Below are 6,923 nucleotides of genomic sequence, written 5' to 3'. Positions count from 1 at the left end.
CTTTCACGGCGGTATCACGGGTTCGAATCCCGTAGGGGTCACCAATACTTTTTCAAAACGAAGTTTTGAAAAGAGTAATCCATAAGTACTTTAAACGAAGTTTTAAAAAGAGTTTATCAATATTTTACCTAGGAGGATTAGCTCAGCTGGGAGAGCACCTGCCTTACAAGCAGGGGGTCGGCGGTTCGAGCCCGTCATCCTCCACCATTAAGTTTTTTAAGCAGATCCACCGCTTAAATAAACTTCCATATATTTACTTATATAAATACTGTTGTCGCGGGGTGGAGAAGTGGTATCTCGTCGGGCTCATAACCCGAAGGTCGCAGGTTCAAATCCTGCCCCCGCAACCAAATTTTATTGTGAATACAGCCTTGTACACACAATTCTTGTACATAGAAGGTTCAGGTTCATATACATTTATTGATATTTTATATTGTTGTCGCGGGGTGGAGAAGTGGTATCTCGTCGGGCTCATAACCCGAAGGTCGCAGGTTCAAATCCTGCCCCCGCAACCAAATGGTCCCGTGGTGTAGCGGTTAACATGCCTGCCTGTCACGCAGGAGATCGCCGGTTCGATCCCGGTCGGGACCGCCATTTTTTATATTAAAGGTTTAGAATAAGCAAGCAGATAGTTGAAGCAATCGAATATAGGATAGAACGTATGTATTTACGTGACTGACCGAATGATTGAATTAGACATAAAGGTGCATAGCTTAACAAAAGCCAAACATGTGGCTCAGTAGCTCAGTCGGTAGAGCAAAGGACTGAAAATCCTTGTGTCGGCGGTTCGATTCCGTCCTGAGCCACCATTTAACTTAATATGCCGGAGTAGCTCAACTGGTAGAGCAACTGACTTGTAATCAGTAGGTTGAGGGTTCAAGTCCTTTCTCCGGCACCATATACACCTATTGTGGTGGGGTAGCGAAGTGGCTAAACGCGGCGGACTGTAAATCCGCTCCCTACGGGTTCGGCGGTTCGAATCCGCCCCCCACCACCAACTTTTTTTAACATGAATTATGTGTTGAAATGAATTTCCATTTAGGGGCATAGTTTAACGGTAGAATAGAGGTCTCCAAAACCTTTGATGTGGGTTCGATTCCTACTGCCCCTGCCATTTTTTTAATTCAACTTATTATTTTGGCGATTGTGGTGAAGTGGTTAACACATCGGATTGTGGTTCCGACATTCGAGGGTTCGATCCCCTTCAGTCGCCCCATTTTTTACACTTTCTCAAATCAAATTAAACGTCATGGCGGTTGTGGTGAAGTGGTTAACACATCGGATTGTGGTTCCGACACTCGAGGGTTCGATTCCCTTCAGCCGCCCCATTTTTATATTTTTTCAATTCAAATGAGATATCATGGCGATTGTGGTGAAGTGGTTAACACATCGGATTGTGGTTCCGACACTCGAGGGTTCGATTCCCTTCAGTCGCCCCATTTATCTTTTTGGGGTATAGCCAAGCGGTAAGGCAACGGACTTTGACTCCGTTACTCGTTGGTTCGAATCCAGCTACCCCAGTTTTGCGGAAGTAGTTCAGTGGTAGAATACGACCTTGCCAAGGTCGGGGTCGCGGGTTCGAATCCCGTCTTCCGCTCCAATTTCTACGGCGGCATAGCCAAGCGGTAAGGCATGGGTCTGCAACACCCTTACCACCGGTTCGATTCCGGTTGCCGCCTCCATATTTTATTACTACAGTATGGAAAATGAATATTACTATGCCCGAGTGGTGGAATGGCAGACACGTCGCACTCAAAATGCGATGCCGCGAGGCGTGCCGGTTCAAGTCCGGCCTCGGGTATCATATGGAAAAAACACAACTTCGGTTGTGTTTTTTTATGCTTACTTTTAACTACTGTGGTATGGTTTTTCTAAAGTGATTGAAAGAAAATCGGGTGGAGGAATCAATATGCCTTTAATAGAACATCAGCAGTATATTCATGCCCCTATTGAACGCTGCTTTGATCTTACACGTGATGTGGATATTCATACTCGTACAACAGAAAGTACGAAAGAGAAAGCCGTGGGTGGCATTACGACAGGTTTATTGTCGGCTGGGGATGTTGTCACATGGGAAGCTGTTCATTTCGGTATAAAGCAAAGGCTGACTGCAAAAATAACAGTAATGAATAGACCCTATCTGTTTGAAGATATAATGGTGAAAGGCGCCTTTCACTCTTTCACACATATTCATGAGTTTATTGAAAAGGATAATGGCACTCTGATGATTGACAGATTTCAATATACATCACCTTTTGGACTGATTGGTGTTATAGCAGATAAGTTGTTCTTGGAAAGCTATATGAAGAATTTTATCATGAGTCGGGCTATAGCTCTGAAGGATATTGCAGAAAGTGAGTAACGGGTGTTTCGTCACGAAAAGGTGACTTGATAAATAAGTATTGAATTTATCTACTATATAAATTGAAATCAAGAATTCCTTCCAACCCGCTTCGACTAGACCTTTTAGGGCACCTACGCTCAGGCTATTAACCGGATTCAATATTTAAACTAATATAGTGAAAAAACTCCTTTTACCAAAACTTTTTTTAAATTGGTAAAGGGAGTTTTTTGGGGGAAGAAATAGGCGAAGTTTCATTCTAACCTTTGAAGTAACATGTCTTCTTATTTATCTGTAATAATTTACATAATAAATCGTCTAATAACTAAAGGGGGGGAGATTGTGTGACGAACCATAAAATCGAGGAGTGGTTTCGACTGTACGAAAGGGATATCACGAGTTTCCTAACTTACTATACAGGTTCACTGGACGTCGAGGACCTTGTACAAGAGACCTTCATGATTGCTATGAAAAAGATGTCTAGCTTCAAAAATCAATCCCATCCGAAAACGTGGTTGATTTCAATCGCAAGGAACAAGGTCGTCGATGAATATCGCAGAATGAAAGTATGGGGGAAAATCAAATACTTATTTTTCCGTGAGCAAAGACATTCAAATGAATTGGAAGACCAAACAATTCAGAACCAGGAGATTATCCAATTATACAAAGCAATTCATCAACTTTCTCCGCGATATAAAGAAGTGGTAATACTTAGGGGCATATTAGAGCTAACGCCTAAAGAAGTGAGTGAAATACTGAAAAGTAATGTGAATCAAGTGAATGTCACGTTTCATCGAGCGTTAAAGAGACTAAGGGAAATACTTGTGGAGGAGGGCTATGCTAATGAAGAGGGTGGAGAACTTACAAGAAAATCTGAAAAACCTTCCTAAATACACATTGAATGTAGAACAGAAAGAAAGAGTCAGCCTGGCTTTGAAAAGGAGGACGAAATCTAGAAAGAGAGCACAATTTGTTAACCCTATCATTGTATTCACTTTACTATGTGCGACTGTATTTGTTCTTGCCCTATCAAATAATTGGTTTTATGAACTGAGACAGTCGTTTCAGCCTCAAGTCGAATTTACATCGGGAGAAGCGGAAACCTTCAACTTAGCAGATAGTAATTATCAAGTGACTGGAATTGAAGGTAAGGTGGGAATGTTATTTAACGAGAAATTTGTTGCAGAAGATGCTAGAAGAGGAGCAAAGATGATGCTCTACTTTTGGGGGGATGCGTCAGAACTCGCAGGTGAAAATTACACAGTTGAAGCTAGAAATACTTACAATAAAAAGATTACAATGTCTGAAGGAATTTTTGATGGGTTTCTATTTGCTGAAGATATTCAACAGATATTGACTAGTTTTCCACCATTTCCGACAGAGGGTGAATGGCAACTTTCCTTCCTTGTGAATGATCAATTACTAGAGGAATTCACAATTGAAGTCCTTCCACCATTTCCAAAGACCGAACATTATACTTTGATTAATCAACCAATGGAACTTAAAGTAGGTGAGGAGACTGAAATCACAATTGAAAGTTCAGTGGATAGTGGGAAGGAAATAGAAGTGAAGTTACTGAATAAGAAAGGAAGTATAGTGTCTGAACATGTTTTTGCCCAAGGCGGCAGCTATATTGGAGCGGGTTCATTTATTTATCACTATCAAGGGAATTTAAAATTACCAGAGCATGGCACCTGGACATTACTCATCGATGGTGAGAAAACAAAGCCATTCAAAAATTGAAGCTGAAAAAATCGCTCCTTTCCGTCGATGCGGAAGGGGCGATTTCCATTATGGGAGATCAGATTATACTACATTGGGGTTGACCATTGCAGTTAGCTTGGTAGCTTTTCGGTTCATTCCCCTCAATTATAAACACTATCAGCCTACTTCAATAGATGTCTGTTCCTTATGTAAAACATAAGAACGAACGTCTCCGCCGCTAAGGCTTGTGAACATATTTCCACATGCTCTCGTCAGTTCAAAAGCTTTAGCCGCATCCATGGATGGGCGTAGAAAGTAGATATGCATTGCTTCAGTCGTTTCTTCAGTTACTGCTGTTCGGATTGAATCGACATAGGGACTTCCAAATGAGCTATAATCATCTTTCAAGAGTATAATGTCTTTTAACGAATTGAAACGGCCATTTAGCCCATCATATCCATCATCGTTGGTACCTGTCGTAACCAATACATCACCGACGATTTTTTGGAAATCATAGATGCCCATTGGAATTGAATGCTGCAAGGATAAGAAGTTGTTTAAGTCGACGGCATTATGGAATGGGTTAATGAAGTTTTCCTGTTTGATCCGACGCATAAGTGCTTCTGAAGAATTGCGGTAGCGATTTGGATCCGCGCCAAGTGTTTTCCATATCGTACGCCATTCCTTAATAGCGGGTAAATCAGTAATAGATTTATCCTCAAATTCAAAGAAAAGTTGCTCTTGGAATAATTGCAATTTTCCTTTTAACATTTGAGGCGATTCTGACACTGTAATTTTGGTATAATGGTTAATGCCCAATTTTAAATCGGGCACGGCTTCTAATAGGTCTTTCGCTAATTTAATATTCAATAAATTCACCCTTTATATAGTTTAATTCAATAGTAGCATAGTGGAGGTGATACAGTGTGAATGCTGTTCTAGTGCAACAGTTGGTGAGGGCTTATGCGGAGTCGATTGGGATTGATAAAGTCGGTTTTACAACAGCTGCACCATTTCGTGAATTGAAAAACCGCTTGAAGCGCCAGCAAGATCTTGGCTTTCAGTCGGGTTTTGAGGAAAAAGATTTAGACAAACGGACTGAACCTGGACTTCTGCTAGATCAAGCAGAGAGTATCATTTCAATAGCTATAGCGTATCCATCCAAAATGGCTGATTCACCGAAAGGGAAAAAAGGGGAAAGACGGGGAATCTTTTGCCGTGCATCCTGGGGCACGGATTATCATACGGTTTTACGGGAGAAGTTGAAACTTCTTGAAGAATTTATATTGGGACAAGTACCCGACGCGAGAGTAAAGTCTATGGTCGATACGGGGGAACTATCTGATCGTGCAGTTGCGGAACGGGCGGGCATCGGATGGTCTGCAAAAAACTGTTCAATTATTACACCTGAGTTTGGTTCATATGTATACCTGGGTGAAATGATCACGAATATTCCGTTTGCGCCAGACGTTCCGATGGAAGATGAATGCGGGGAATGTAGACTCTGTCTTGACGTTTGTCCAACTGGTGCTTTGATTCAAGGAGGGCAGTTAAATGCGCAGCGTTGCATTGCTTTCCTAACACAGTCGAAACTTCCAATCCCGGAAGAATTTCGGATGGAGTTTGGTAATCGAGTGTACGGGTGTGATACATGTCAAACGGTATGTCCGAAAAATAAAGGAAAGCATAATTTGCATCAGCACGCTTTCCAACCGGACCCTGAACTGGCTAAGCCACTTCTTCAGCCGATTCTTAAGTTGTCGAATCGTGAATTTAAAGAGAAGTTTGGCCATGTATCAGGATCTTGGCGCGGAAAAAATCCGATTCAACGAAATGCAATCATTGCACTCGCGCATTTCAAGGAGGAGTCTGCGGTACCTGAATTAATCAGTATGCTAGAGAATGATCCAAGACCCGTCATTCGTGGTACGATTGCTTGGGCACTTGGTCGAATTGGTTTGGAAGAAGGACATGTAGCTATTAAGGAAGCATTATTGAAAGAGGAAGATTCGGAAGTGCGCGCTGAATTAGAAAAGGCGGCAAATAGCTGGAAAGAAAGAGTTTAAGTGGAGGAAGTGTTGAAATGGCAATACATGTAGCATTATTTGAACCGCTCATTCCTGCAAACACAGGGAATATTGCACGGACATGCGCGGGAACAGGAACGAAATTACATCTTATCAAGCCGCTCGGTTTTTCGACAGATGATAAAATGTTGAAACGGGCGGGGCTCGATTACTGGGAACATGTAGATATTACGTATCATGAAGGAATCCGTGAACTATTTGCAGAAAATCCCGATGCCCTGTTTTATTTTTTGACGAAGCATGGAGATAAAGCTCATACTGCCTTTGATTATTCAAATGTTTCACAAGATATATTTTTCGTTTTTGGAAAAGAGACGAGCGGACTACCTGATGACGTTTTACGTGAAAACGAAGATAGATGTCTTAGGATTCCAATGAATGATAATATACGGTCACTCAACTTGTCGAATGCTGCTGCTATTCTTATTTATGAAGCACTTAGACAGCAAAATTATCCAGGACTGGCATGAAAAAACGGGACAGCCAGAAGGCATGTCCCGTGTATTAATCATTATTTTCTTTGACCAGGTATCTTAACTTTACCAGGCTTATCATCGTATCCACCTGTAAAAATTGCAGATAGGAATGCGAAGCAAACACCTATAATTAGAATTACTGTCATGATAGGTACCTCCTGTAAATTCATTAGTAGCTTTATTAAGTATACCCTATTTTTATTGGAATTGAAACGACCGTCTGGAAAAATTGTGACAGAGCAGAGAATAGTGAAACTTTTTGTTCGCTTGTCCGTATATAACATAACGACTAAAACGATATGGAGGTAAGATATA

6 protein-coding genes and 15 tRNA genes are annotated in these 6,923 nt (G+C 41.4%); 20 read left to right on the top strand and 1 reads right to left on the bottom strand.

Features of this window, described 5'->3' with window-relative positions; all coding sequences use genetic code 11:
• The first annotated feature begins 131 nt into the window (after positions 1 to 131).
• The 18 genes from AC25Y6_RS18300 to AC25Y6_RS18215 all read left to right on the top strand — a co-directional run bounded on the left by AC25Y6_RS18300 (position 132) and on the right by AC25Y6_RS18215 (position 4,084).
• Positions 132 to 207: transfer RNA gene (locus tag AC25Y6_RS18300), tRNA-Val, on the top strand.
• Between the two features lie 68 nt (positions 208 to 275).
• Positions 276 to 350, top strand: a tRNA-Met gene (locus tag AC25Y6_RS18295).
• Between the two features lie 90 nt (positions 351 to 440).
• Positions 441 to 515 (top strand) — tRNA-Met (locus tag AC25Y6_RS18290).
• 3 nt (positions 516 to 518) lie between these two features.
• A tRNA-Asp gene (locus tag AC25Y6_RS18285) sits at positions 519 to 594 on the top strand.
• A gap of 139 nt (positions 595 to 733) precedes the next feature.
• Positions 734 to 809 (top strand) — tRNA-Phe (locus AC25Y6_RS18280).
• A 13-nt stretch (positions 810 to 822) separates the two neighbouring features.
• Positions 823 to 898, top strand: a tRNA-Thr gene (locus AC25Y6_RS18275).
• A gap of 14 nt (positions 899 to 912) precedes the next feature.
• Positions 913 to 997 (top strand) — tRNA-Tyr (locus tag AC25Y6_RS18270).
• A 43-nt stretch (positions 998 to 1,040) separates the two neighbouring features.
• A tRNA-Trp gene (locus AC25Y6_RS18265) sits at positions 1,041 to 1,114 on the top strand.
• Between the two features lie 26 nt (positions 1,115 to 1,140).
• Positions 1,141 to 1,216: transfer RNA gene (locus AC25Y6_RS18260), tRNA-His, on the top strand.
• A gap of 36 nt (positions 1,217 to 1,252) precedes the next feature.
• A tRNA-His gene (locus AC25Y6_RS18255) sits at positions 1,253 to 1,328 on the top strand.
• A gap of 35 nt (positions 1,329 to 1,363) precedes the next feature.
• Positions 1,364 to 1,439, top strand: a tRNA-His gene (locus tag AC25Y6_RS18250).
• A gap of 10 nt (positions 1,440 to 1,449) precedes the next feature.
• Positions 1,450 to 1,521: transfer RNA gene (locus tag AC25Y6_RS18245), tRNA-Gln, on the top strand.
• A gap of 4 nt (positions 1,522 to 1,525) precedes the next feature.
• A tRNA-Gly gene (locus AC25Y6_RS18240) sits at positions 1,526 to 1,600 on the top strand.
• 8 nt (positions 1,601 to 1,608) lie between these two features.
• A tRNA-Cys gene (locus AC25Y6_RS18235) sits at positions 1,609 to 1,682 on the top strand.
• Positions 1,683 to 1,720: 38 nt separating this feature from the next.
• Positions 1,721 to 1,801: transfer RNA gene (locus AC25Y6_RS18230), tRNA-Leu, on the top strand.
• Between the two features lie 108 nt (positions 1,802 to 1,909).
• On the top strand, positions 1,910 to 2,362 hold the full coding sequence (locus tag AC25Y6_RS18225; RefSeq protein ID WP_488144020.1) for an SRPBCC family protein: 453 nt from the start codon (positions 1,910 to 1,912) through the stop codon (positions 2,360 to 2,362).
• Positions 2,363 to 2,685: 323 nt separating this feature from the next.
• A complete protein-coding gene (locus AC25Y6_RS18220) occupies positions 2,686 to 3,231 on the top strand; it encodes an RNA polymerase sigma factor (protein WP_488144019.1) in 546 nt (181 codons plus the stop codon).
• Positions 3,185 to 4,084, top strand: coding sequence for a hypothetical protein (locus AC25Y6_RS18215; protein WP_482103246.1), 900 nt, complete (start codon positions 3,185 to 3,187; stop codon positions 4,082 to 4,084). Before AC25Y6_RS18220 ends, AC25Y6_RS18215 begins: the two co-directional genes overlap by 47 nt.
• 138 nt (positions 4,085 to 4,222) lie before the next feature.
• On the opposite strand, the gene AC25Y6_RS18210 is transcribed toward AC25Y6_RS18215, so the two are convergent.
• The gene (locus AC25Y6_RS18210; RefSeq protein ID WP_482106274.1) at positions 4,223 to 4,924 is read right to left on the bottom strand and encodes a B3/B4 domain-containing protein; all 702 of its coding nucleotides are present in this window, start codon (positions 4,922 to 4,924) and stop codon (positions 4,223 to 4,225) included.
• Between the two features lie 47 nt (positions 4,925 to 4,971).
• Between AC25Y6_RS18210 and queG the strand changes: the two genes are divergently transcribed.
• Both queG and trmL read left to right on the top strand, forming a co-directional pair.
• Entirely contained in the window at positions 4,972 to 6,111 is a 1,140-nt protein-coding gene (gene queG, locus AC25Y6_RS18205) for a tRNA epoxyqueuosine(34) reductase QueG (RefSeq protein ID WP_488144018.1), read from the top strand.
• 17 nt (positions 6,112 to 6,128) lie between these two features.
• Positions 6,129 to 6,602 (top strand): tRNA (uridine(34)/cytosine(34)/5-carboxymethylaminomethyluridine(34)-2'-O)-methyltransferase TrmL, encoded by a 474-nt coding sequence (trmL, locus tag AC25Y6_RS18200; RefSeq protein WP_482103249.1) that lies wholly within the window; start codon positions 6,129 to 6,131, stop codon positions 6,600 to 6,602.
• Positions 6,603 to 6,923 lie beyond the last annotated feature (321 nt).

It is taken from the genome of Sporosarcina sp. Y1004, from assembly GCF_057669665.1.
The sequence above is the reverse complement of the archived record's forward strand: the minus strand, read 5'-3'. Positions and strand labels throughout refer to the sequence as shown.